This window comes from Streptomyces sp. NPDC031274 (assembly GCF_055570235.1).
Window position 1 is genome coordinate 137936 of record NZ_JBVIHP010000019.1, and the last position, 20847, is coordinate 158782.

A 20847-nucleotide genomic window follows, 5' to 3' on the forward strand; every position below is an offset into this window, starting at 1 on the left:
ACTCCGAGATCCACGCCCTGGCGCAACCTCACGCGCAGGGCCCGACCACAGGTCATTCCTTTCAAGGCCGACAGAAGCCGACCCGCACATAAAAGTGACCTAAGGCCGCACAGCGGGCCAAAGGTCCTTGTGTAGTGCATCAGGCGTTGGGTCACCATACGCCATGTCAAGGGAGCATATGGAAGGACTTGAGAGATGGATCACAGGTTATGACGGAACCGGTTCCCACATTCGAAGGTGATCCACAGGATCGCACCGCATAGCCGCAGGCGTCGACCGTCAGCGGGCGATCACCCCACGATGGTCGTCCAGTGCGGACTACCATCACCCCATGACCCGTGTACTGCTCGCCGAGGACGACGCGTCCATCTCGGAGCCGCTGGCCCGTGCCCTGCGCAGGGAGGGGTACGAGGTCGAAGTGCGTGAGGACGGCCCGACCGCCCTCGACGCCGGGCTGCAGAGCAGCGTCGACCTCGTCGTACTCGACCTGGGGCTGCCAGGAATGGACGGCCTCGAAGTGGCCCGCCGCCTCCGTGCCGGTGGGCACACGGCGCCGATCCTCATCCTGACCGCACGCGCCGACGAGGTGGACACCGTCGTCGGCCTGGACGCGGGCGCCGACGACTACGTGACCAAACCCTTCCGCCTCGCCGAACTGCTCGCCCGGGTCCGGGCCCTGCTCCGGCGCGGGGCGACCGAGCCGCAGCAGGCACCGGCCACGCACGGCGTGCGGATCGACGTCGAGTCGCACCGGGCCTGGATGGGCGAGGAGGAGCTCCAGCTCACGGCCAAGGAGTTCGACCTGCTCCGGGTACTCGTCCGCGACGCGGGCCGGGTCGTCACCCGCGACCAGCTGATGCGCGAGGTCTGGGACACGACGTGGTGGTCGTCCACCAAGACCCTGGACATGCACATCTCCTGGCTGCGGAAGAAGCTGGGCGACGACGCGGCGAACCCGCGGTACATCGCCACGGTGCGGGGCGTGGGCTTCCGCTTCGAGAAGAGTTGACCCTCGCCCCTGGGCGCTGGGCAGTGCCCCGTCAGGGGCGCGGGGAACTGCGCGCTCAGCCGCGGACTGCCCGCGGAGGCCCATGCTCGGGAACCCGGCAGACGCGTCTGCCCGCGGCGGCCACTTGGCGACTGCGGGCACGCCGTTGTTGCTCGCGCAGTTCCCCGCGCCCCTGACGGGGGCGCACCAGCTGTGTCCGGCTTCAGCGGACCGCCGGTCCCCGCGCATGACGGGACCCCTGTCAGTGTCCGATCCGGGACACTGGGGACATGCGCCGCCGATTGATCAACAGCACCCTCGCCGTCGTCCTCGTAGTCATCGCAGTCTTCGGCGTGAGTCTGGTGATCGTCGAGACGAGAACGATCAGCACCAGCGCCCAGGACCGCGTCACGTCCGAGGCGTTCCGCCTGGCCAGCATCGTCGACAGCAGGCTCATCGGCGACGAGCAGGTCACCGCCGACATCCTGCGTGACGTGGCCGCGGTCGACACCGCCCGCTACGCCCTCATCGAGATCCCCGGCCGCGCCCCCGTCGAGATCGGCACCCGCCCCACCGGCGAGGTCATCCGCGACACGGCCAAGGGCGAGGAGGGCGAGAAGGTCACCGTCGAGGAGCCGCGTACCGCGGTCACCCGGGAGGTCGGCCGCACCCTGCTGATCATCGGCGCCGTGGCCCTGCTCGCGATCATCGCCGCTGTACTCCTCGCCGTACGCCAGGCCAACCGCCTCGCCTCGCCGCTCACCGACCTCGCGGAGACCGCGGAACGTCTCGGCTCGGGCGACCCCAGGCCCCGGCACAAGCGCTACGGGGTGCCGGAGCTCGACCGCGTCGCGGACGTCCTCGACGGCAGCGCCGAGCGGATCGCGCGGATGCTGACCGCCGAGCGCAGACTCGCCGCCGATGCCTCGCACCAACTGCGTACGCCCCTGACGGCCCTCTCCATGCGCCTGGAGGAGATCACCGTCACCGAGGACCTGGACACGGTGAAGGAGGAGGCCACGATCGCGCTCGCGCAGGTCGAGCGCCTCACCGACGTCGTACAGCGGCTGCTCACGAACTCACGTGACCCGCGCACCGGGTCCGCCGTCTCCTTCGACCTGGACGAGGTCATCAAGCAGCAGCTGGAGGAGTGGCGCCCCGCCTACCGCAGCGCGGGCCGCGCCATCGTCAGTTCGGGCAAGCGGCATCTGCGGGCCGTGGGCACGCCGGGCGCGGTCGCGCAGGTACTCGCGGCGCTCATCGAGAACTCCCTCATGCACGGCGGCGGAACCGTGGCCCTGCGCACCCGCGTCACGGGAAACCAGACGGTCGTCGAGGTCACGGACGGCGGCCCCGGCGTCCCCGCCGATCTCGGCGCGCGGATCTTCGAGCGGACCATCAGCGGCCGCAACTCGACGGGGATCGGCCTGGCGGTCGCCCGGGATCTGGCCGAGGCCGACGGCGGCCGCCTGGAGATGCTCCAGACCAAGCCCCCGGTGTTCGGCCTGTTCCTGTCGCGCACGCCCCCGCAGAAGCGGGCTCAGGAGATCGAGGAGACGGTGCGCTGAGCGAGGCCCGACCGGGGTCCGACCGGGGAGACGGCGCGCTGCGCTAGCGCGTGCCGCGTGCGGCGGGGCGCTTCTCGTCGGCCGCCGCGGCCTTCGTCCCGTCCTCCAGGAACGATTCCGCACGGGCGACGGCATCGCGCGCGGGCAGCGTCTTGAAGACCCAGGTGCGGTAGGACCAGAAGCGGAAGCAGGTGGCGATGCCGATGCCCACGAACTTGAAGATGTTGCGCTGAAGCGGGCTGTCCCAGTCGAGGCCGTAGATCGCCGCGTACAGGACGCCGTTCTCGATCACCAGGCCGACCGCGCTGAACATCAGGAACAGCGTGAGCTCCTTGGTGCGGGAGCTCTTGTCGCGGTCCTTGTACGTGAAGTAACGGAAGCCCACGTAGTTGAAGGCGATGGCGACGACCGTGGCGATCACGTTCGCGCGCACGGCCTGCAGTTCCGTCATGTGCCACAGGAGGTTGGAGACGCCGAAATTCACCAGCGTGCCCAGCGCCCCCACGGCCCCGAACTTGGCCACTTCGCGGGTGATCTGCTCCATCCGCACCCGTAGTGCGCCACGTTCCGTCATGGTGGTCGCCCCAACCCCGTCGTCTGTTCGTCCCGGTCTTTCCGGCCGTGTCGTCCTGTCGACGGCATCGGTCCTTCGGTCGCGTCAACCCAGCCATGCTAACCAGCGACTCACGCGTGTGGCGCGTGGACCGCTCCACACTGTGGCGGCTCTGTGACGGGAGAGCACGTCCGGTGCCCGGAATCCGGCCGTAACCGGCCGTTCCCGGGTGGCTGATACAGGCCGATACCCTGGGGGTGTGACGTTCCCGGTAGTCGGCATGGTCGGCGGAGGTCAGCTCGCTCGTATGACACACGAGTCGGGCATCCCGCTAGGCATCAGGTTCAAGCTCCTCAGTGACACCCCTCAGGATTCCGCGGCGCAGGTCGTCAGCGATGTCGTCATCGGCGACTATCGCGACCTCGACACGCTGCGTGAGTTCGCGAGGGGCTGCGACGTGATCACTTTTGATCACGAACACGTACCCACCGAGCATCTACGGGCCCTGGAGGCGGACGGCATCCCCGTGCGTCCGGGGCCCGACGCGCTGGTGCACGCCCAGGACAAGGGCGTGATGCGCGAGAAGCTCACGGAGATCGGCGTGCCGTGTCCACGCCACCGGATCGTGCGCGATCCGGCCGACGTGGCCGCCTTCGCGGCCGAAGGGTCTTCGGCGGGATCTTCGGCGGGATCGGGTGGCGACGGCTTCCCCGTGATCCTCAAGACGGTGCGTGGCGGCTATGACGGGAAGGGGGTGTGGTTCGTCCGTTCCGTCGAGGACGCCGAAGATCCCTTCCGGGCCGGTGTCCCGGTGCTCGCCGAGGAGAAGGTCGACTTCGTGCGCGAGCTCGCGGCGAACGTCGTCCGCTCGCCGCACGGCCAGGCCGTGGCCTACCCCGTCGTCGAGTCGCAGCAGGTCGACGGCGTCTGCGACACGGTGATCGCGCCCGCCCCCGGCCTCTCGGAGGACCTGGCGGGCCAGGCGCAGGAGCTGGCGCTGCGCATCGCCAAGGAGCTCGGCGTCGTCGGCCACCTGGCGGTCGAGCTCTTCGAGACGCGCGACGGCCGCATCCTGGTGAACGAGCTCGCGATGCGCCCGCACAACTCGGGCCACTGGACGCAGGACGGGGCGATCACGTCCCAGTTCGCGAACCACGTGCGCGCGGTGCTCGACCTTCCCCTCGGAGACCCGCGCCCGCGGCCGAAGTGGACGGTCATGGTCAATGTCCTGGGCGGCGACTACCCGGACATGTACCAGGCGTACCTGCACTGCATGGCGCGCGACCCGCAGCTGAAGATCCACATGTACGGCAAGGACGTGAAGCCCGGACGCAAGGTCGGCCACGTCAACACCTACGGCGATGACCTGGACGACGTGCTCGAACGCGCGCGTCACGCGGCCGGCTATCTCAGAGGAACGATCACCGAATGACCGCACCTGTAGTTGGCGCACCTGTAGTCGGCATCGTCATGGGCTCGGACTCGGACTGGCCGGTCATGGAGGCCGCCGCCAAGGCCCTCGACGAGTTCGAGATCCCCTACGAGGTCGACGTCGTCTCCGCGCACCGCATGCCGCGCGAGATGGTCGCGTACGGCGAGGAAGCGGCGGACCGCGGCCTCAAGGCGATCATCGCGGGCGCGGGCGGCGCCGCGCACCTGCCCGGCATGCTGGCGTCGGTGACCCCGCTCCCGGTGATCGGCGTCCCCGTCCCGCTCAAGTACCTCGACGGCATGGACTCGCTCCTGTCCATCGTGCAGATGCCCGCGGGCGTGCCGGTGGCGACGGTCTCGGTGGGCGGCGCGCGCAACGCGGGCCTCCTCGCGGCGCGCATCCTGGCCGCGCACGACCCGGAACTGCTCGGCCGCATGCGGGAGTTCCAGCAGGAGCTGAACGAGCAGGCCACGGAGAAGGGGAAGCGTCTGCGCGCCAAGGTCGAAGGCGCGGGGTCCGGTTTCGGCTTCGGCTCGGGCTCGGGCTCCGGCTCCGGCTTCGGTTCGGGGAAGTGAGCGGCATGACGGGGACGAGTGGCAGTGGCATGACTTCCCTCGACGACGCCCGCGCCCTTCTCGCCGACTTCCCGGTGGTCGACGGTCACAACGACCTGCCCTGGGCGCTGCGCGAGAAGGCGGGTTACGACATCGACCGCCTGGACATCGCGTCCGACCAGACGGGCAGCCTCCACACGGACATCGCGCGCCTGCGGGCGGGCGGGGTCGGCGCCCAGTTCTGGTCCGTCTACGTCCGCACGGACCTCACGGGCGACGCGGCGGTGAGCGCGACCCTCGAACAGATCGACTGCGTCGACCAGTTGCTCACGCGCTACCCGACGGACCTGCGGCGCGCGCTGACGGCCGCGGACATGGAGGCGGCGCGGACGGAGGGTCGTATCGCGTCCCTGATGGGCGCCGAGGGCGGCCACTCCATCAACAACTCCCTCGCGACACTGCGGGCGTTGCACGCGCTCGGCGTCCGCTACATGACGCTGACGCACAACGACAACATCGCGTGGGCGGACTCGGCGACGGACGATCCTGGCGTCGGCGGTCTCTCCGCCTTCGGCCACGAGGTCGTACGCGAGATGAACCGCAGCGGCATGCTCGTGGATCTCTCCCACGTGGCGGCGACGACGATGCGGGCGGCCCTGGACACCTCCGTGGCCCCGGTGGTCTTCTCGCACTCCTCGGCGCGCGCGGTCTGCGACCATCCGCGCAACATCCCGGACGACGTCCTGGAGCGCCTGCCCGCGAACGGTGGCGTCGCGATGGTCACCTTCGTACCGAAGTTCGTTCTCCAGGCGGCGGTCGACTGGACGGCTGCCGCGGACGAGAACATGCGGGCGCACGGCTTCCACCACCTGGACACGACGCCGGACGCGATGAAGGTCCACGCGGCCTTCGAGGAGTCGACGCCGCGCCCCGTCGCCACGGCTGCGACGGTCGCCGACCACCTCGACCACATGCGTGAGGTCGCGGGCGTCGACCACATCGGCATCGGCGGCGACTACGACGGCACGGCGTTCACGCCGGACGGCCTCGACGACGTGTCGGGCTACCCGAACCTGATCGCGGAGCTCCTGAACCGCGGCTGGTCGAAGGCGGACCTGGCCAAGCTGACGTGGCAGAACGCGGTCCGCGTGCTCGGAGCGGCCGAGGACGTGGCACGCGACGAGCAGTCCCGGCGCGGTCCGTCGAACGCGACGCTTCAGCAGCTGGACGGCTGAGGACGTACGGGCCCAGGGGGGGGGGGGGGGGGGGGGGGGGGGGGGGGGGGGGGGGTGGGGGGGGGGGGGGGGGACCCCCCCCCCCCCCCCCCCACCCCCTCTCTCTGTTCTCAGGTCACGCGCCCCCGCGCGAAACGCAGCGAGCGCGCGAACACGTCCTCCACCGCGTCGTCGGACGCTCCGTACCAGCCGTGGTCGGCGCCCGGCACCGTGCGCAGCTCCACCGGCACTCCCGCCTCCCGCAGCCGCGCCGCGAGGTCCTCGCTGTGCGAGCCGGGGACCATCGTGTCCTGCTCGCCGTGGACCAGGAGGAAGGGCGGGGCGGCGGCGTGGACCCGCGCCACGGGGCTCGCCTCGCGGGCCCGCTCGAGTACGGCGGCGGGGGCGGCGCCCAGCAGCAGGGCCTCCGGGGTCTCGGCGCTGTGCGGGTCGAACGGGCCGCGGGGGACGGTCAGGTCGCTCGGGGCGTACCAGATCACGGCGCCGGTGGCCGCGGTCGCGGGGTCGAGGGCGAGGAGCGAGGCCAGGTGTCCGCCCGCGGACTCGCCCCACACCACGGTCCTCGCGGTGTCGACGCCGAGCTCCGCCGCACGGAGCCCGAGCCAGCGCAGCGCGGCGCGCAGGTCGTCGAGCGGGGCGGGGAAGCGGGCCTCGCCGCTGAGCCGATAGTCGGCGCAGGCCACGGCGAAGCCCGCCGCGGCGATCCGCGCCATGGGCCCCGGATTCCACTGCCGGGTCCGCAGCCCCATGTCGTCACGGCGCCCGCGACGCCAGGCGCCGCCGTGCACGAAGAGGACGAGCGGGGCGGGCCCGTTCCCGGCGGCCGGCAGCCAGAGGTCGAGTTCCAGCGGACGGCCGCCGTCGACCTCGCCGTACGGGACACCGCGAAGGAGCCGCAGCTCCGGCGCCGGGCGCGCGGCGGGCGGCAGGGGCGCCACGTCCGGATGGGGCGCGGCGATCAGCGCCCGGAGGGCCGTGTGTGTCGGGCTCACCGGGTGCGCCACTCGTGCTCGGGCAGGAAGCGCACGTCGTACTGCTGGGGGACGGTGGCGAACTTGCCGGGCGTGGGCACGACGGGCTCGCGCGGCAGACCGAGTTCCTCGGCGGGGGCGCCAAGAGTCTCGAAGAACCGCTCGAAGGTGCCGCCGGGCCCCGCGGCGACGCCGACGACCTGGCTGTGGTGGCGCTCCATGCGGTAGGCGTGCGGACAGTTCTTCGGTACGAAGCCGAAGTCGCCCGGGGTGAGGAGCTTCTCCTGCTGCTCGCCCTCCAGGTCCTCGACGAAGAGGCGGACGGCGCCCTGGGTGACGTAGAAGACCTCGTAGGTGTCGGGGTGCAGGTGGGCCGGGATGATGTTGCCCCTGGGGCCCTCGACGGTGAAGAAGTTGAACGCGTTCTCGGTCTGCTCGCCGCCCGCGTAGATGGTGATCAGGTCCCCGAACAGATGGGCGCGGTCGCCCTCGCCCTTCTCGATGACGTAGGGCTTGCCCGGGTCGGCGGGGATGCGTGAGGAGCGCCGGTGGCGGGTGGCGTACTCGATCGTCATGGGCTCTCCCGGGGTATGTCTGGGTAATCCGCGGAACGGCGAACGTCAGGCAGCCTGACATATCGACTAGGATGGGAGCAAGACACCGCCCTCGAACCCATAGGCTCTCGACATGCACGCCACCGGCCCCACCGGCCGCAACCTCCCCCAGCTGCTCGGCGACGCCCGGCGCTGGTTCGAGGACGCGCTCCTGGCGACCCTGGAAGAGGCGGGGGAGGCCCCGGTGTCCCCGACGCAGGCGGGTCTCTTCGCCGTCCTGGACGAGCAGGGCACGACGGTCTCCGAACTGGCCCGCCGGATGGGCGTCACCCGCCAGACCGCGCACCAGGCGGTGCACGGCCTGGTCGCGACGGGCCTCCTGGAACAGGCCCCCGACCCTTCCTCCGGCCGACAGCGGCTGATCCGCCGCACGGAGGAGGGCGCGCGCACGCACCGCAGGGCGGAACTGGTCCTGCGCCGCGTCGAGCAGGAACTCGCCGACCGGATCGGCGAGCAGACGGTGCTCGCACTGCGGGCGGCCCTCGAACTCCCGTGGGGCAGCCCGCCGGTCCTCACCCCACCCAAGGGCTGAACCCTCAGCCGCGCCAGACAGGCGCGAAGCCGGACGCCGGGGCTGTGCGCGCGGACGGGTTGCGGGCGGGCAAGGACAACGCCTCGCTGAGCATTGACCGGGACCGGGTGGGGGCAAGGCCCGGTCGCGCTCGATGCGGACCTCGTGCCGTTCGTCAGGCCAGGGACGCCACGGCGTCCACGATGAGGGAGCGAGCTGCCGCTCCCCTCGCGGCCTGCTGCGAGAGACGTCCAAAGGCGCGGGTGTACAGCTCCACCTGGCTGGGCTGTGTGAGCGTGGAGGCAGCGTCCAGGGTGTCGGCGTGCACCCTCCGGTCGTCGAAGATCGTGAAGGTCGGCATGGGCCACACGGTCCGTTGCCCCGAGAACGGGACGATGCCTACGGCGACGTTTTGCAGGTCCATGACCCCGAGCAGGTGGCCAAGCTGCGCAGCCATGGTTTCGGCGGCGCAGAGCTGATAACGCAACACCGACTCTTCCAGCACGAAGGAGAACCGGCGCCTGCCCTGGCTCAGCACCTCGTTACGCCGCATGCGGGCCGTCACGGCGTCGCTCACGTCATCCGGGGTTCCTCGGAAGTCCGCGATGGACGACAGCAGAGCGGTGGCGTAACCCGGGGTCTGGAGGAATCCAGGAATCACGTCGGAAACGTAGATACGGAAGGTCTTGGATTGCTGGTACAGGTCGCCGGTGCTCTCTTGCAGGCGCCGGAGGCCGGTCTGCTGGAGCTGTCTCCACTCCACATGTGCTTCGGCGGACTGTCTGTTGGCCGCGACCAGATCAGGGGCCCGGTCTTCAGCGGCGCAAGCCCTGCACCACGCTCGGATATCCGCATCGGAGGGAGGCGTCCTGGCGTTCTCGATCCGGGACGACTTCGACTCTGACCAACCACACCTGACGGCCAGCTCCCGCCCGCTGATCCCCGCGTCCTTCCGGACCTCGCGCAGACGCCTCGCAAGATGCTCGCGGGCCTTCTGAACGCGCGAAGAGGGGTGTGGGGGCATGGAGCCGACTCTCGTCAGACCTTGTACTGGTGGTGCGGGATCGCTCGCTCCCATACCGCTTCGAAGGCGGTGGAGCACAGCTTCACGGCTTCCGGGTCGGCCGTGATCTCGTCCTCCACCACCGCGCCGTCACCCGAGAAGTGGTGCACCCGGAGCAGCACATCATCGAACAGCCAGAAGTCATTGCCCGGCAGCGCGATGGCCGTGCTCAATCGTCGGGGCAGCCACCGGACTTCCTCACCGGCCGTGACGTTGGCGTGAGTGACGTAGTGCTCCCACCGGATGTAGTCCGACACGGGTTCGGAGATCACCCGAGCCCTGCGGATCACCACACCTCTGGCCACCGTGTCCGCGATCAACTGGTCGTAGGGATGCCACCAGGACTCGCGATCCTCCCAACTGACCCGCTCGCCACGCTTCCACGCCTCGAACCGGTCCGTGGCGGCGTACGAGTCGCGCAGCTCCAGATGAACGGCGGATCGCTCGCACTGGCCGAGCAGCTCAGCGAAGCTGGGCACGCTCGACGGCATCACATGCCTCCCTGATCATCGGAATCATCCGGGCCGGAACCCTGACGATGGCCTCGCTGTCCGGCACCGGACCGTTCGCGGTGCTGGTTCCCTCGCACTCCGCCTGAGTCTCAGGGGTCGGCTTCCACCCCTGCAACAAGATCTCCTGAGCTTCCGCGTCCGCCCACACGGTGGGGCAGTGATCCCGGTCGGTGTCGGGGTCGATCCCAACGAACTCTACGGCCATGGCAGGCTCCCTGGTCCAGGTACTTGCTCGGGCTTGCAGCAGCTTCCTTGAACTGGAGCTATGGCGTCAACACCGCAATGTGCCATGCGAATTGACGTGCAAGCCAGTGCAAGTTTGTGGAGCCCGAGGCTCCCTGATTCCTACGGTCACCACATCGACGCGGAATCGATCGGGAGGGTGGCCATGGCGAGCGGGAACGAGACGCATGGCATCGGACCGGCTGACCACATGAGCAGCGGGGAAAGCAGACGCTTCTTGTCTCAGCTCGCCGGAGCCTTTGGCGTGGGCGGGGTAATGCTCGTGGCCAAGGCCGACGCAGGCGGTGCCGAAGGCGGGGGCCTTGCTCCGGGCGACGGCCTGAAGTGGCCGAGATGCCAATGCGGCAGCCCGAGGTGCCCCGACTATCAGGCTTCGGTGGCCCGGACGCAAAGGGAGTTGAGCGCCGAGGTCGCCGAGGCCGCCGAGCGGAGCCGAAGGGGAGGGCTGTGAAGTGCCGCATCAGGGAGGAACGCACATGCGCGATGTACGCGTATTACTCACCCATGCCGCGTTCGGGGGTGTCGTCGCAACCGTCATCGACAACAACCCCGGTATGGAGGAGGCGACGGCCGAGCGGATCGTGGTGGAAGCGCTCAAGTTCATGGACGCCGCCGTGCAGTTCCCCACTGTCGAGATCACGCCCTCCCGCGTGGTGGATGAGGGATGGCATGCCCTGATCCTGCACACGAACCTGTACGAGAAGCTGTGCGAGCGTCTGGGACGGTTCGTGCATCACTGGCCCGAGCGTCCTGATGTCGAGCGGCACGACGAGCACGTGCTCACGCGTACGGTGGCCGTCATCGAGCAGGCTGGACACACCGTGGACGCCGAGCTGTGGACGGGCCCGACCAAGGCCCTGGTTTCGGTGGCGGCGAGCTGCTCCCACACTCCCAAGCCCGGCGGTTGCGGCCCGATCAACCCGGGCAAGTGCGCTTCGCACTGCTCGGGCGGTGGCGGTGGCTAGGCCGGTGGCGACCAGCGGGAAGGAGGAAGGGTGAACGCGGAGCAGGCCCGACAAGTCGATGCTGTACTCAGGCGGTTGGGGATTCCTGGTGTGGTCGCGCCCGAGGATCCGGAGAACCCGGCAGGGGAGTGGCGTGTGTACGACACGGCAGACCCCGCCACGCGTCGGGACGTGACCGCTGACGCACTGGCGTCCGTGGCGGCCGAGTTCCCCGAGGAGGAACCGAGATCGGGGCCAATGCGAGGGTTCGTCATCCCGCCCAAGGACGAGTGACCGCCTGCTGATGCGCCAACAGATGCGGACGGCCCCCGGCGCGATGCCGGGGGCCGTGGTGTTCGCGCAGGTCGGGGGCGCCGTCCCGAGTCAGCAGAGAGGGGCTCTGACCCGCGAAAACCCCGCTAGGGAAGGTTCCTGGCCATCACGATTCGCTGGACCTGGTTCGTGCCCTCGTAGATCTGCGTGCTTTACAGGTCGTACGGCGCTGACCTGCACGGACACTACTTCTGGAGGGGACCTCCCCAGCATTTCCCCATGATCGTCAACGATCGCCCGAGGCAGGGGTCGCGCTGGTGGCACCCCCACCGGCAGCACCTCAGACGAGCACGTTTCGGGGCAGGTTACGCAGTTTCCTGTTCCGGCAACCGTGATCGCTTGACCCGCGCACCTCACCCTCGGGAGCATCGAGCCGCACGGGGGTAATGGCAGCACGCGAGAGGGCAACCAGGACCATGAAGGTCACCAAGCTGGTCAGCACGTGCGACATCAAGGACTGCCCGACGATCTACGCGACGGATCGCGGCACCTTCCTGGTGCAGGGTGAGACTCCGGCCGATCACGGGCTACAGATTCCCGCTCACGAAACCCTCGTCGAGATCCCGAAGGAACTGATCCAGAAGGCCATCCGTGACAACCTCATCTAGGACCCTTGGCGACCTCTTCGACGCATTCGAGCATGAGGCGTTCCGACTGGAAACTCTGGGCGACTACAGCAAGTCCGGGAACGTCGACGCCTATCACGCCTTTCTGGGCGGAGAGCCGCAACCGGGCGACTATAACGCGGGCTGGGTAGAGGAACTCCGCTCCCACACCCAGAAGGGAAAGAGGGTTTACCGGGTGCACGTTCTGTCCCGCCCGCTAACGGACTATCTTAGGTTCGAACTCGGGTGGGGCTACCAGAAGAACATGACCGGGGGAGAGGAGTTCTTCATTCTTGACGTCACCGACAAACCCAACCCCCTGGAGAATGCTCCTGACTTCTGGTTCTTCGATTCCGATTCCGTAGCTGTGATGAACTACGACGGAGACGGGCAGTACTTGGGTTCTGAAGTGCTGCCACCGGAGCGAACGGCGGAATTCACGAGGTATCGTGATGCGGCACTCGCGCACGCGGAGCCGTTCACCGAATGGTGGGCCAAGTACGGGGTGTGAACAGAGCACAGCTTGGAGCCGCGCTGCGGGCTCTGCGAGTGGCATCCGGCAAGGAAGCCAAAGCGGTTGCCCGTAGCGCCCTCATGTCGCCGTCCAAGCTGTCCAAGATCGAAAATGCGAAGCTCTCAGCCAACGCAACGGACGTAGAGCGCATTCTGTCCGCCATCGGTGTCTCGGATGAGGTCAAGGCGGAGTACGCCGAGGCTGCCCGAGCGTCGGCGACGGAGGCGACGGCGTGGCGCCTCCTCAAGCGAATCGGAGTCCATAAAGGCCAACAGGCCGCCAAGGCTCTGGAAGCCCAGATGTCGATGCTGCGGCTGTTCCAACCGGCTCTGGTCCCCGGGCTGCTCCAGACGCCGGAGTACATCCGGGCCGTTCTGCAACGTCACAATCTGAGTGAGGACGTCCTCACGCGGACGATCAGTGGACGACTCGAACGCCAAGCGGTCCTCTACGACAACACGAAGGTACTGCGATTCGTCATCACGGAATCTATCCTCCGGTGGCGGATCGTCCCGCCACAGATGATGGCCGCACAACTCGACCGTATCGTTTCCATTTCACGCCTCTCCCATGTAGATGTCCGAGTGGTTCCCCTACATATTCAGCAGCACGACATCGCGAATCACGCTTTCGTCATCCGAGATGACCGGATGGTCACGATAGAAACGGTTCATGCAGAGATCGTCGTCACGGACCCCAAGGATGTCGAACTCTACGTTGATAAGTTTGCTGGGTTTGAGCGAGTGGCGCTGTCTGGAAGTGAAATGCGGCAGCTAGTCGAGGGCATCCGCGACGACTTTTTGCGGGAACAGGAAACGGGCTAGAGACTCCTCGTCGGGAGGGCGAGTATGTGCTCATGCCGACCGAACCGAGGAACCCAGAAGAGAAGGCCCCGCAGGGTTGGCGGATGGACCCAATTCCAAGCCATCATGCCTACCGGGATGATGATGGGAACATTCGCGTCCCTATGTGGCTGACGAAGAACGGTCGGCATATGGCAGACACGGAAATGATTCTGCTCCCGTCTGAGGCCGCCTTACTGGCCGACAACCTGGCCAACGCGATGCGCGACAACGCCCGGTCGATGCTGCACGAGCTCTTTCGGGAGAGCGCGACGGCTCTCGGCCCCGGCGTCGTGTACGTGTCGAAGCCGGATCAGTACCGGCTCTGAGTCTGCCCCCCCCCAGCACTGATCTCACAGGAAGGCACACCCATGCCCGGAACCGACCTGTACAGCCTGCCCATCGACGGCGCCACGTTCCTCAAGGCGTGCGGGGGCAACACACACCCCGACGGCGAGTCCTGCGCCACGCTGGCGAAGATCGGCCCCAACGCGTGGGCGTTGGGCGACAGCAAGCGGCCCGGTGCGGAGCCGTTGCGCTTCACCACTGAGGAACTGAACGCGGCCGGTATCGACCCGGCCCGCTTCGGCTTGTCTGCCTGACGGCCATTCCTGGCGCCCCCGGCCCTGGCTCACCCCCGAGAGACAGGGCCGGTCGGGCGCTCCTCTTCTTCCTGCACTGAACGGGACGACAGTTGCACCACCACGGCTACCTGTGGACCGGCTCCAAGCAACAGTTCGATGATGAGGCGCTGCGACGGCCCCCGCACCCTGATCCTCCTCCGGCCGATAAGCCGGAGCTGATCCAGCGGTACAGGGAAGTGAAGGCGGAGTTCCCGACCGTGGACCTGCCACCGCTGGAAACGGCCCGCTGGCTGACCAAGCCCAGGAAGTTGATACGCGGCACCTGGGAGGAGCCGAAGGAGGCGGCGGAATGGCTCGGGCAACAACTGACGGAGTACGCCCCCCGATTTGCCTCCGAGTCCGACCGCGACAGCACGCGGCTGGCACTACTGGTCTACTCCGCTGCTGATCGGCTGAGCTGGGGTGGAGACGTGTCCCACGGCTTCTACCTGGAGAGGCCTGCATTTCTGTCCGTAGCTCTGGTGACGTGCTCCCCGAACCGTGCCGCACCGGACCTTGCCTGCCCGACTGCTGTCCACACCTGATGAGGGGAGCACACCACGATGCCCCGTTCGACCCTGCGGTATACGAAGCACCGGATCACTCAGCAATCGGACACAGAGGTGACGTTCGAGGCGAAATGCCTGACGTACGGCTGGGAGGCTAAGCCTGCTTCGGACGGCGAGACCGTCGATGTGGAGTGCATGAGCCACACCGGCCGGACCCAGCACAACCGGTTCCGACGCCTGTGCACATCGGTCGCCTTGGTCGAACGCGCCGAAAAAGAAGCCCCCGAAGACCCTCGGTGGCTCAATGTGTATGTAGCTCTGGGGATTTCAGCTGAGTTGGCTACCGGCTTCAGCCATTTCCGCAAGTACTACTTTGGCCCTGTCCGTCAGCTCTCCTCCCGCCTTACCGGCAACCGTGGTCAGGAAGCCGTCCCTTCTAGCTCGCTTCAGGTGATCCTTCACCGTCTCAGGTCGGCGACCGATGAGCCGGGATAGCCATCGAACAGGCGCAGGGGCCCCGATATCTGCCATGGCGGTGTATGTGGCGGCGAGCAAGGTCAAGTACCGCTCGGAGACGCCTTCGCCCTCCAGGGCAAGCCTTGCCGCCTCTCCCATCTCATTCAGCTTCTCTCCCACTTCCTCCATCGTCCGCTGGGCTTCGGGAGCCTGCTTGGCCAATTTCAGGGCTGCGGCCACATCGAGCCTGCGTAGGACAGTGGTCGAGATGCCGCGTGCCACCTCGCGGGCGGGGGCACCTTCGCCCGCCTCGATGGTGATCCGCTGTGGCCCTCCGTTGATCGGCCCTACGGGCCACCACATGCGGATCACCCATGCCCCTTGCTGCTGAGTGATCTCGAACCCACTGTCATCCGCTTCCATGTCTCTTAAGCTAGCACACCCAGGGGGGCCCACCCTGTGTTGACAACCCAGGGTGGGCAGTGTGCAAACTTGAAGCGCCGGGACGTCACCGGCACGACAGCGGGGCAAGCCCGTACGTCGGCAGCAGGAGGGGGCCGCTTCAGTGGCAAGAGCATGGGTCGCACGGTCGACGGACGACCCGAAGAAGTGGACGACGTTCTGGTACGACCCGGACGGCAAGCAGCGTCAGAGGACCTTCGGTACCAAGACGCGAGCCGACGACCACCGCAAGCGCAAGGAGCAGGAACTCGACGCCGGAACCTACCTGGATGACCGGTTGGGCAAGCAGCCGGTGACGGCGGTCTGGGAGCAGTGGACGAATCAAAGGAAGCTGGAGAACAGCACCAAGAAGCAGTACCGGTCCATCCAGAAGACAACCCTTGAGCCTTTCTTCAAGGCCCGTTCCATCGTGTCTCTGAAGGTCGCTGACATTGAGCAGTGGCTGTTGTGGATGGAGCAGGACCGGAAGCTCTCGGCCCGCACACGGCGTCAGCGGTTCTCGTTCTTCTCCGGAATGATGGACTGGGCTGTCGTCAACGAGATCATCGGCCGGAACCCGTGCAAGAAGGTCAAGGGTGCCGGGAGCCGCGCCAAGGAGATCAGGGAGCACAAGAGCACCGCACGGCGTCTCACGACGCGGGAAGTCTTGGCGATGCTGGATGCCGCTCCTCCGCGATACCGCGCAATGCTGTGGCTCATGGCCGGGTGCGGCCTGCGGCTGGGTGAGGCCATGGCAGTGTCCCGCGATCAGATCGACTTCAAGGCCGAGACGCTTCGCATCGACTTCCAGATTGCGGAGGACGGAGATACCGAATCGGGAAAGAACAGCGCCGTCCAGCGTCGGCACATCAAGGCTCGTGACGAAGGGGAGCCAGGACGAACCGTTCCCCTGCCGCCGAACGTCGCCTTCGAGCTTCGACGGCACATCAGGAACCACGGCCTATGGGGGTCGGAACGACTCCTCTTCCCCAACGTGACGCGGACCGGGTACCTCTACGCGTCGTACTTCTACCCGAAGATCTGGATGGAGGCTCTGGGCAAGGGCCAGGTGAAGTACTGCAAGGCTCACTCACTCCGGCACTACTACGGGTCGCGGTTGCTGTACGCCGGAGTCCCCGAGAACGACGTGGCCGACTGGATGGGCCACAGCAGCACGGACGTACTGAGGGAGTACTACCACTACATCTTCGAAGGGGCCGAGCAGCGCGGCCGGGCCGCCATCGCGACGATGTTGACGCCCGGCGCTGACGACCCCACAGAAGCGTCAGAGGTCGCCTGATCCGTGTACGACAGCAGCCCCCGGCATCATGCCGGGGGCTGCGTTGTTTGTGCAGGTCAGTGGCCGTTCTCAACCCGGCATCCACCCAGGATTCCCCCAGTATGACGCCCAAGAACGGTCCTGATCGGGCCGCAACGGTCAGAAGGTCAAAGATGCCCCATCAAGCCTTCGGAACACCCTCTGACCTGCAAAAACCCTGCTAAGGCAGGTTCCTCGCCATGACGATGCGCTGCACTTGATTCGTGCCTTCATAAATCTGCGTGATCTTCGCGTCGCGCATCATCCGCTCGACGGGGTAGTCACGGGTGTAGCCGTAGCCGCCGAGCAGCTGGACGGCGTCCGTCGTGACCTCCATCGCGACGTCCGATGCGAAGCACTTCGCGGCCGCGCCCTGGAAGGTGAGGTCCGCGTCGCCGCGCTCCGACTTGGCAGCGGCGGCGTACGTCAGCTGCCGCGCGGCCTCGATCTTCATCGCCATGTCCGCGAGCATGAACTGCACGCCCTGGAAGTCGCCGATCGGCTTCCCGAACTGCTTGCGCTCCTTGACGTACCCCTTGGCGTAGTCGAGCGCGCCCTGTGCGATGCCGAGCGCCTGGGCCGCGATCGTGATGCGGGTGTGGTCCAGGGTCTTCATCGCCGTGGCGAAGCCCGTGCCCTCCTCGCCGATCATGCGGTCGGCGGGGATGCGAACGTTGTCGAAGTAGACCTCGCGGGTCGGCGAACCCTTGATGCCGAGCTTGCGCTCGGGGGCGCCGAAGGAGACGCCCTCGTCCGACTTCTCGACGACGAAGGCGGAGATGCCCTTCGAGCGCTTGGTCGGGTCGGTCACGGCCATCACCGTGTAGTACTCGGAGACGCCCGCGTTCGTGATCCAGCGCTTCACGCCGTTGAGGACCCAGGAGTCCCCGTCACGGACGGCCTTCGTCTTCATGCCCGCCGCGTCGGAACCCGCGTCCGGCTCGGAGAGGGCGTACGAGAACATGCCCTCGCCCTTGGCGAGCGGCGTCATGTACTTCTTCTTCAGCTCCTCGGATCCGGAGAGGATCACGGGGAGCGAGCCCAGCTTGTTCACGGCCGGGATCAGGGAGGACGAGGCGCAGACGCGCGCCACCTCCTCGATCACGATGACCGTGGCGAGCGCGTCGGCGCCGGTGCCGCCGAAGCTCTCCGGTACGTGCACGGCGTGCAGGTCGGAGGCGACGAGGGCGTCGAGCGCCTCCTGCGGGAAGCGGGCCTCCTCGTCGACCGCCGCGGCGAACGGTGCGATCTTCGCCTCGGAGAGCGAACGGATCGCGTCGCGGAGCATGTCGTGCTCCTCGGACGGGCGGTACAGGTCGAAATCAGCCGATCCGGCCAAGGTTTCTCACGCTCCAAGGATGCTAATTACCGTTAAGTAACCCAAATTTTAGAGGGCGGCTCGCGTGAGGGATACGTGAGCTTGCCGACAGCGGGCGGCGAGCGGTCGGCAAGCAGTCGGCGATAGCGGAAACGTGCCCGCTCAAGTGCCCGACTATGCTCGGGCACCGCACTGACGGCCGTAGACCCCTGGAGCACCGCATGGCCCTCAAGATCACCGTGATCGGCACCGGCTACCTCGGTGCGACACATGCCGCGGCCATGGCCGAACTCGGTTTCGAGGTGCTCGGCCTCGACGTCGTGCCCGAGAAGATCGAGATGCTGCAGCGGGGCGAGGTCCCGATGTACGAGCCCGGTCTGGAAGAACTGCTGCGCAAGCACGTCGCCGGCATCGAGGGTTCGAGCGGGCGGCTGCGCTTCACCATGGACTTCGCGGAGGCCGCGGCCTTCGGTGACGTCCACTTCGTCTGCGTGAACACCCCGCAGAAGCACGGTGAGTACGCCTGCGACATGAGCTACGTCGACAGCGCCTTCGCGCAGCTCGCCCCGCATCTGACGCGCCCCGCGCTCGTCGTCGGCAAGTCGACCGTGCCGGTCGGCTCCGCGGACCGCCTCGCGCGCGAGCTGGCCGCGAACGCGCCGGTGGGCGCCGAGGCCGAGCTGGCCTGGAACCCGGAGTTCCTGCGGGAGGGCTTCGCGGTGAAGGACACCCTCCACCCGGACCGCATCGTCGTCGGCGTACGCAGCACGCACGCCGAGAAGCTGCTTCGCGAGGTGTACGCGGGTCCGATCGGCGAGGGCTCGCCCTTCGTCGTGACGGACTTCCCGACCTCCGAGCTCGTCAAGACCGCCGCCAACTCCTTCCTCGCCACGAAGATCTCGTTCATCAACGCGATGGCCGAGGTGTGCGAGGCGGCGGGCGGCGACGTCGTGAAGCTGGCCGAGGCGCTCGGGTACGACGACCGCATCGGCAAGAAGTTCCTGCGGGCCGGGATCGGCTTCGGCGGCGGCTGTCTGCCGAAGGACATCCGGGCGTTCATGGCGCGGGCCGGGGAGCTGGGCGCCGACCAGGCGCTGACCTTCCTGCGGGAGATCGACTCCATCAACATGCGCCGGCGCGGGCAGATGGTGGAGATGGCGCGCGAGGCGCTCGGCGGCGGGTCCTTCCTGGGCAAGCGGGTCGCGGTCCTCGGCGCGACGTTCAAGCCGGACTCCGACGACGTACGTGACTCGCCCGCGCTGAACGTCGCCGGGCAGATCCACCTCCAGGGCGGCCAGGTCACCGTGTACGACCCCAAGGGGATGGTGAACGCGGGTCGCCTCTTCCCGACGCTCGCGTACGCGGAGAGCGCCGTGGACGCCGTCAGGGGCGCGGACGCGGTCCTGCACCTCACGGAGTGGAGCGAGTTCCGCGAGCTCGACCCGGCGACCCTTGGCGAGGTCGCTTCGAACCGGCTCATCCTGGACGGCCGCAACGCGCTCGACCCGGAGGCCTGGCGCGCGGCGGGCTGGACGTACCGGGCGATGGGCAGGCCGTCGGCCTAGGCTCCGTTCGCGCCCTCCGCGCCCGGTACCGTCGGCCTAGGCTCCGTTCGCGCCCTTCCGTGCCCGGTAGGCCCGCATCTTCGCGCGGGCCCCGCACACGCCCATGTCGCACCACCGGCTGCGCACGGCGGGGCTGCGGTCGTAGAACGCCCAGTGACAGTCCGGGGCCTCGCACGCCTTGAGGCGTGACCAGGTGCCCGCCGTGACCGCCTCCGAGATGGCCAGGGCGACGCGGGAGACGAGAGCGTCCGGCTCCACGGGGGCCAGCGACGCCGACCCGTCCTCCGCGTCGACCCGTACCAACAGCGGTGCCCCCGCGAGGAGTTGGGAGAGTGCGGGCGCGGCGGCGTGCGGCCCGTGCCCCGCATGGGCGAGACACGCGACCCGCAGCGCCTCGCGCAGCTCCCGTGCCGCCCCCGTCTCCGCGCCGGGCGCGAGACCGAAGCGGGCGCGCCCCTCCGACGTGTCGAGCGAGTCCGCGCCCGACTCCAGGTCCAGGGTGTTCACCAGTTCCTGGATCAGCGCGAGACCCCCGGGGGCGGGTGCTCTGTCATTCATGCGTGCGGCCATTCATGCTTGCGACGTTACCGCCAATGGGGGAGTATGCAGTAACCGTTACCCCTGGCGACGAGCTACCGGTAACCCAGTGGGCCGGACCGATCCGAACTGATCCGAACCGAACGAACTGAACCGATCCGAACTGAACCGAACTGAACCGAACCGAGGAGAAATCCATGCCCCTCGCCAAAGTCGGCGCCGTCGTACTCGACTGTCCTGACCCCTTCGCGCTCGCCGACTTCTACGCCGCCCTCGTCGGCGGCACTCCCAAGGACGGGGGCGACGGCTGGGTGGACCTCGAAGGCAGCAGCGGCGCAACGCTCCAGTTCCAGGCCGTCCCGGGCTACGTGCCGCCGCAGTGGCCGGATCAGGCGCACCCCCAGCAGTTCCACCTGGACCTCACGGTCCCGCAGGGGGAGATGGACGCCGTCGAGAAGGAGGTGCTCGCGCTCGGCGCCACCGTGCTCGACGCGGAGGACCGCACCCGCAGCTTCCGCGTGTACGCCGACCCGGCAGGGCACCCGTTCTGCCTCTGCGGGAGCCCCGAGAGCTGAGACCCGGGAGCCCAGGAGCCCGA

Annotated in this window: 26 protein-coding genes and 1 pseudogene; 18 read left to right on the plus strand and 9 right to left on the minus strand. The window is 68.0% G+C overall.

What is annotated here, in order from left to right; genetic code table 11:
• Positions 1–331: 331 nt before the first annotated feature.
• Both ACZ5CR_RS28445 and ACZ5CR_RS28450 read left to right on the plus strand, forming a co-directional pair.
• Positions 332–1009 carry a response regulator transcription factor gene (locus ACZ5CR_RS28445; RefSeq protein WP_383284555.1) on the plus strand — a complete coding sequence of 226 codons (678 nt, stop codon included), beginning with the start codon at positions 332–334 and terminating at the stop codon, positions 1007–1009.
• Positions 1010–1278: 269 nt separating this feature from the next.
• Positions 1279–2556: an ATP-binding protein gene (locus tag ACZ5CR_RS28450; RefSeq protein WP_468862424.1), complete on the plus strand. Its 1278-nt coding sequence runs from the start codon at positions 1279–1281 to the stop codon at positions 2554–2556.
• Positions 2557–2599: 43 nt separating this feature from the next.
• On the opposite strand, the gene ACZ5CR_RS28455 is transcribed toward ACZ5CR_RS28450, so the two are convergent.
• The gene (locus tag ACZ5CR_RS28455; protein WP_468862426.1) at positions 2600–3130 is read right to left on the minus strand and encodes a GtrA family protein; all 531 of its coding nucleotides are present in this window, start codon (positions 3128–3130) and stop codon (positions 2600–2602) included.
• A gap of 238 nt (positions 3131–3368) precedes the next feature.
• On the opposite strand from ACZ5CR_RS28455, the gene ACZ5CR_RS28460 reads away from it, so the two are divergent.
• The 3 genes from ACZ5CR_RS28460 to ACZ5CR_RS28470 are packed head-to-tail and all read left to right on the plus strand — an operon-like array spanning position 3369 to position 6330.
• Complete coding sequence (locus ACZ5CR_RS28460; RefSeq protein WP_468862430.1) at positions 3369–4541, plus strand: 5-(carboxyamino)imidazole ribonucleotide synthase; 1173 nt, start codon at positions 3369–3371, stop codon at positions 4539–4541.
• Positions 4538–5116: a 5-(carboxyamino)imidazole ribonucleotide mutase gene (purE, locus tag ACZ5CR_RS28465; protein ID WP_468862432.1), complete on the plus strand. Its 579-nt coding sequence runs from the start codon at positions 4538–4540 to the stop codon at positions 5114–5116. The genes ACZ5CR_RS28460 and purE overlap by 4 nt, the downstream gene beginning before the upstream one ends.
• Positions 5117–5145: 29 nt before the next feature.
• Positions 5146–6330, plus strand: a complete 1185-nt coding sequence (locus ACZ5CR_RS28470) for a dipeptidase (protein ID WP_468862542.1) — start codon at positions 5146–5148, stop codon at positions 6328–6330.
• Between the two features lie 110 nt (positions 6331–6440).
• Here ACZ5CR_RS28470 and ACZ5CR_RS28475 read toward each other — a convergent pair whose 3' ends face one another.
• Both ACZ5CR_RS28475 and ACZ5CR_RS28480 read right to left on the minus strand, forming a co-directional pair.
• Entirely contained in the window at positions 6441–7322 is an 882-nt protein-coding gene (locus ACZ5CR_RS28475; RefSeq protein WP_468862433.1) for an alpha/beta hydrolase fold domain-containing protein, read from the minus strand.
• The gene (locus tag ACZ5CR_RS28480; RefSeq protein ID WP_468862435.1) at positions 7319–7876 is read right to left on the minus strand and encodes a quercetin 2,3-dioxygenase; all 558 of its coding nucleotides are present in this window, start codon (positions 7874–7876) and stop codon (positions 7319–7321) included. Before ACZ5CR_RS28480 ends, ACZ5CR_RS28475 begins: the two co-directional genes overlap by 4 nt.
• Before the next feature lie 112 nt (positions 7877–7988).
• On the opposite strand from ACZ5CR_RS28480, the gene ACZ5CR_RS28485 reads away from it, so the two are divergent.
• Positions 7989–8447, plus strand: coding sequence for a MarR family winged helix-turn-helix transcriptional regulator (locus tag ACZ5CR_RS28485; protein ID WP_468862437.1), 459 nt, complete (start codon positions 7989–7991; stop codon positions 8445–8447).
• Between the two features lie 154 nt (positions 8448–8601).
• Here the strand turns inward: ACZ5CR_RS28485 and ACZ5CR_RS28490 are convergent, their stop codons facing one another.
• Genes ACZ5CR_RS28490 through ACZ5CR_RS28500 form a run of 3 tightly spaced genes read right to left on the minus strand, consistent with a single transcriptional unit; the run spans position 8602 to position 10206 of the window.
• Positions 8602–9450 (minus strand): helix-turn-helix domain-containing protein, encoded by an 849-nt coding sequence (locus tag ACZ5CR_RS28490; RefSeq protein WP_468862439.1) that lies wholly within the window; start codon positions 9448–9450, stop codon positions 8602–8604.
• A gap of 14 nt (positions 9451–9464) precedes the next feature.
• The gene (locus ACZ5CR_RS28495) at positions 9465–9980 is read right to left on the minus strand and encodes a DUF6879 family protein (RefSeq protein ID WP_468862441.1); all 516 of its coding nucleotides are present in this window, start codon (positions 9978–9980) and stop codon (positions 9465–9467) included.
• The gene (locus tag ACZ5CR_RS28500; protein ID WP_468862443.1) at positions 9952–10206 is read right to left on the minus strand and encodes a hypothetical protein; all 255 of its coding nucleotides are present in this window, start codon (positions 10204–10206) and stop codon (positions 9952–9954) included. Before ACZ5CR_RS28500 ends, ACZ5CR_RS28495 begins: the two co-directional genes overlap by 29 nt.
• Positions 10207–10720: 514 nt before the next feature.
• Between ACZ5CR_RS28500 and ACZ5CR_RS28505 the strand changes: the two genes are divergently transcribed.
• The 9 genes and pseudogenes from ACZ5CR_RS28505 to ACZ5CR_RS28545 all read left to right on the plus strand — a co-directional run.
• Complete coding sequence (locus tag ACZ5CR_RS28505) at positions 10721–11209, plus strand: glycine-rich domain-containing protein (protein WP_468862445.1); 489 nt, start codon at positions 10721–10723, stop codon at positions 11207–11209.
• A gap of 30 nt (positions 11210–11239) precedes the next feature.
• Positions 11240–11482 carry a hypothetical protein gene (locus tag ACZ5CR_RS28510; RefSeq protein ID WP_468862447.1) on the plus strand — a complete coding sequence of 81 codons (243 nt, stop codon included), beginning with the start codon at positions 11240–11242 and terminating at the stop codon, positions 11480–11482.
• Between the two features lie 455 nt (positions 11483–11937).
• On the plus strand, positions 11938–12129 hold the full coding sequence (locus ACZ5CR_RS28515) for a hypothetical protein (protein WP_249589525.1): 192 nt from the start codon (positions 11938–11940) through the stop codon (positions 12127–12129).
• Positions 12113–12637: a DUF6879 family protein gene (locus ACZ5CR_RS28520; protein WP_468862449.1), complete on the plus strand. Its 525-nt coding sequence runs from the start codon at positions 12113–12115 to the stop codon at positions 12635–12637. Before ACZ5CR_RS28515 ends, ACZ5CR_RS28520 begins: the two co-directional genes overlap by 17 nt.
• The gene (locus ACZ5CR_RS28525; protein ID WP_468862451.1) at positions 12634–13464 is read left to right on the plus strand and encodes a helix-turn-helix domain-containing protein; all 831 of its coding nucleotides are present in this window, start codon (positions 12634–12636) and stop codon (positions 13462–13464) included. The genes ACZ5CR_RS28520 and ACZ5CR_RS28525 overlap by 4 nt, the downstream gene beginning before the upstream one ends.
• A gap of 170 nt (positions 13465–13634) precedes the next feature.
• Positions 13635–13811, plus strand: a complete 177-nt coding sequence (locus ACZ5CR_RS28530) for a hypothetical protein (protein WP_249589527.1) — start codon at positions 13635–13637, stop codon at positions 13809–13811.
• Positions 13812–13853: 42 nt separating this feature from the next.
• Entirely contained in the window at positions 13854–14084 is a 231-nt protein-coding gene (locus ACZ5CR_RS28535; protein WP_249589528.1) for a DUF397 domain-containing protein, read from the plus strand.
• A gap of 92 nt (positions 14085–14176) precedes the next feature.
• On the plus strand, positions 14177–14650 hold the full coding sequence (locus ACZ5CR_RS28540; RefSeq protein WP_468862454.1) for a hypothetical protein: 474 nt from the start codon (positions 14177–14179) through the stop codon (positions 14648–14650).
• A gap of 18 nt (positions 14651–14668) precedes the next feature.
• Positions 14669–14872, plus strand: a pseudogene (locus ACZ5CR_RS28545) (DUF7848 domain-containing protein); the annotation flags it as partial.
• Positions 14873–14941: 69 nt separating this feature from the next.
• Here ACZ5CR_RS28545 and ACZ5CR_RS28550 read toward each other — a convergent pair.
• Positions 14942–15493 carry a hypothetical protein gene (locus tag ACZ5CR_RS28550; RefSeq protein WP_468862455.1) on the minus strand — a complete coding sequence of 184 codons (552 nt, stop codon included), beginning with the start codon at positions 15491–15493 and terminating at the stop codon, positions 14942–14944.
• Between the two features lie 142 nt (positions 15494–15635).
• Between ACZ5CR_RS28550 and ACZ5CR_RS28555 the strand changes: the two genes are divergently transcribed.
• Positions 15636–16811, plus strand: a complete 1176-nt coding sequence (locus tag ACZ5CR_RS28555) for a tyrosine-type recombinase/integrase (RefSeq protein WP_468862457.1) — start codon at positions 15636–15638, stop codon at positions 16809–16811.
• A 199-nt stretch (positions 16812–17010) separates the two neighbouring features.
• On the opposite strand, the gene ACZ5CR_RS28560 is transcribed toward ACZ5CR_RS28555, so the two are convergent.
• Positions 17011–18168: an acyl-CoA dehydrogenase gene (locus ACZ5CR_RS28560; RefSeq protein WP_383274512.1), complete on the minus strand. Its 1158-nt coding sequence runs from the start codon at positions 18166–18168 to the stop codon at positions 17011–17013.
• A gap of 200 nt (positions 18169–18368) precedes the next feature.
• Here ACZ5CR_RS28560 and ACZ5CR_RS28565 point away from each other — a divergent pair, with 200 nt between their 5' ends.
• Complete coding sequence (locus tag ACZ5CR_RS28565) at positions 18369–19712, plus strand: UDP-glucose dehydrogenase family protein (protein ID WP_468862459.1); 1344 nt, start codon at positions 18369–18371, stop codon at positions 19710–19712.
• Positions 19713–19748: 36 nt separating this feature from the next.
• Here the strand turns inward: ACZ5CR_RS28565 and ACZ5CR_RS28570 are convergent, their stop codons facing one another.
• On the minus strand, positions 19749–20270 hold the full coding sequence (locus ACZ5CR_RS28570) for a CGNR zinc finger domain-containing protein (RefSeq protein WP_468862461.1): 522 nt from the start codon (positions 20268–20270) through the stop codon (positions 19749–19751).
• Between the two features lie 176 nt (positions 20271–20446).
• Between ACZ5CR_RS28570 and ACZ5CR_RS28575 the strand changes: the two genes are divergently transcribed.
• On the plus strand, positions 20447–20824 hold the full coding sequence (locus tag ACZ5CR_RS28575; protein ID WP_468862463.1) for a VOC family protein: 378 nt from the start codon (positions 20447–20449) through the stop codon (positions 20822–20824).
• Positions 20825–20847: the final 23 nt, after the last annotated feature.

Excerpts from the sequence above, each read along its gene's own strand:
- ACZ5CR_RS28575 (WP_468862463.1), top strand. The coding sequence starts at position 20,447 with ATGCCCCTCGCCAAAGTCGGCGCCGTCGTACTCGACTGTCCTGACCCC.
- ACZ5CR_RS28450 (WP_468862424.1), top strand. The coding sequence starts at position 1,279 with ATGCGCCGCCGATTGATCAACAGCACCCTCGCCGTCGTCCTCGTAGTC.
- ACZ5CR_RS28515 (WP_249589525.1), top strand. The coding sequence starts at position 11,938 with ATGAAGGTCACCAAGCTGGTCAGCACGTGCGACATCAAGGACTGCCCG.
- ACZ5CR_RS28530 (WP_249589527.1), top strand. The coding sequence starts at position 13,635 with ATGGCAGACACGGAAATGATTCTGCTCCCGTCTGAGGCCGCCTTACTG.
- ACZ5CR_RS28570 (WP_468862461.1), bottom strand. The coding sequence starts at position 20,270 with ATGAATGACAGAGCACCCGCCCCCGGGGGTCTCGCGCTGATCCAGGAA.
- ACZ5CR_RS28535 (WP_249589528.1), top strand. The coding sequence starts at position 13,854 with ATGCCCGGAACCGACCTGTACAGCCTGCCCATCGACGGCGCCACGTTC.
- ACZ5CR_RS28455 (WP_468862426.1), bottom strand. The coding sequence starts at position 3,130 with ATGACGGAACGTGGCGCACTACGGGTGCGGATGGAGCAGATCACCCGC.
- ACZ5CR_RS28470 (WP_468862542.1), top strand. The coding sequence starts at position 5,146 with ATGACTTCCCTCGACGACGCCCGCGCCCTTCTCGCCGACTTCCCGGTG.
- ACZ5CR_RS28500 (WP_468862443.1), bottom strand. The coding sequence starts at position 10,206 with ATGGCCGTAGAGTTCGTTGGGATCGACCCCGACACCGACCGGGATCAC.
- ACZ5CR_RS28550 (WP_468862455.1), bottom strand. The coding sequence starts at position 15,493 with ATGGAAGCGGATGACAGTGGGTTCGAGATCACTCAGCAGCAAGGGGCA.
- ACZ5CR_RS28490 (WP_468862439.1), bottom strand. The coding sequence starts at position 9,450 with ATGCCCCCACACCCCTCTTCGCGCGTTCAGAAGGCCCGCGAGCATCTT.
- ACZ5CR_RS28485 (WP_468862437.1), top strand. The coding sequence starts at position 7,989 with ATGCACGCCACCGGCCCCACCGGCCGCAACCTCCCCCAGCTGCTCGGC.
- purE (WP_468862432.1), top strand. The coding sequence starts at position 4,538 with ATGACCGCACCTGTAGTTGGCGCACCTGTAGTCGGCATCGTCATGGGC.
- ACZ5CR_RS28565 (WP_468862459.1), top strand. The coding sequence starts at position 18,369 with ATGGCCCTCAAGATCACCGTGATCGGCACCGGCTACCTCGGTGCGACA.
- ACZ5CR_RS28480 (WP_468862435.1), bottom strand. The coding sequence starts at position 7,876 with ATGACGATCGAGTACGCCACCCGCCACCGGCGCTCCTCACGCATCCCC.
- ACZ5CR_RS28445 (WP_383284555.1), top strand. The coding sequence starts at position 332 with ATGACCCGTGTACTGCTCGCCGAGGACGACGCGTCCATCTCGGAGCCG.
- ACZ5CR_RS28505 (WP_468862445.1), top strand. The coding sequence starts at position 10,721 with ATGCGCGATGTACGCGTATTACTCACCCATGCCGCGTTCGGGGGTGTC.
- ACZ5CR_RS28495 (WP_468862441.1), bottom strand. The coding sequence starts at position 9,980 with ATGCCGTCGAGCGTGCCCAGCTTCGCTGAGCTGCTCGGCCAGTGCGAG.